General features: G+C 39.6%; 1 pseudogene. It reads right to left on the bottom strand.

Annotation, left to right across the window (positions count from 1 at the left end):
- Positions 1–666: pseudogene (locus KZH69_RS20380) on the bottom strand (hypothetical protein); the annotation flags it as partial.

A 666-nucleotide genomic window follows, 5' to 3' on the forward strand; every position in this document is an offset into this window, starting at 1 on the left:
GAGTCGCAGAAGCAACATAACCAGTACCATTATTTACCTCATAAGTAACATAAGGAGCAATTCCTCCTGCAGCTGTCAAAGTAACGCTTGCATTAACAGTACAAGTTAAATCTTGAGCCAAATTAGCGGTTAGCGACAATTGTGGTTGAACTACATAATTTACAGTATTCGATGGACAACCATTGGCATCAACAATACTCAATTTGTAAGTTCCCGGAGCGGTTACCGTATAAATTGAACTCGATTGATTCGAACCATTTATAGTGTATGTAGCAGGGGTTTTTGAAACTGTTTGACCAACAGAAAGATCTATAGTGAATGGCGTTCCAACATAACATTGTGATGATGGCATCGCAATTGTTGGCGAAACGTCCAAACCTACACTGATATCTAATTTGAAAGTACAACCATTACTGTCTTTTACCCAAACATCATAATTATTAGGTGCTGGAGCTGTAACTGGTAAAACTGCACTGGCACTAGACGTATAATTCGTACTCAATGGCGTAACATTGTTAGCCACAAACGCATAAGTATAGCTAGGTGATCCACCATTAGCAAGCACAGTCACTTTTGCCCCTGTGTTGCAATTTGCATTGACATTACTTACTTCAGTAAGTGTTAATGGTGTTACTGGCTGAGTTACCGTGACACTAGCCTTTGCTT

The organism is Flavobacterium taihuense (assembly GCF_019351435.1).
Taxonomy (GTDB): domain Bacteria; phylum Bacteroidota; class Bacteroidia; order Flavobacteriales; family Flavobacteriaceae; genus Flavobacterium; species Flavobacterium taihuense.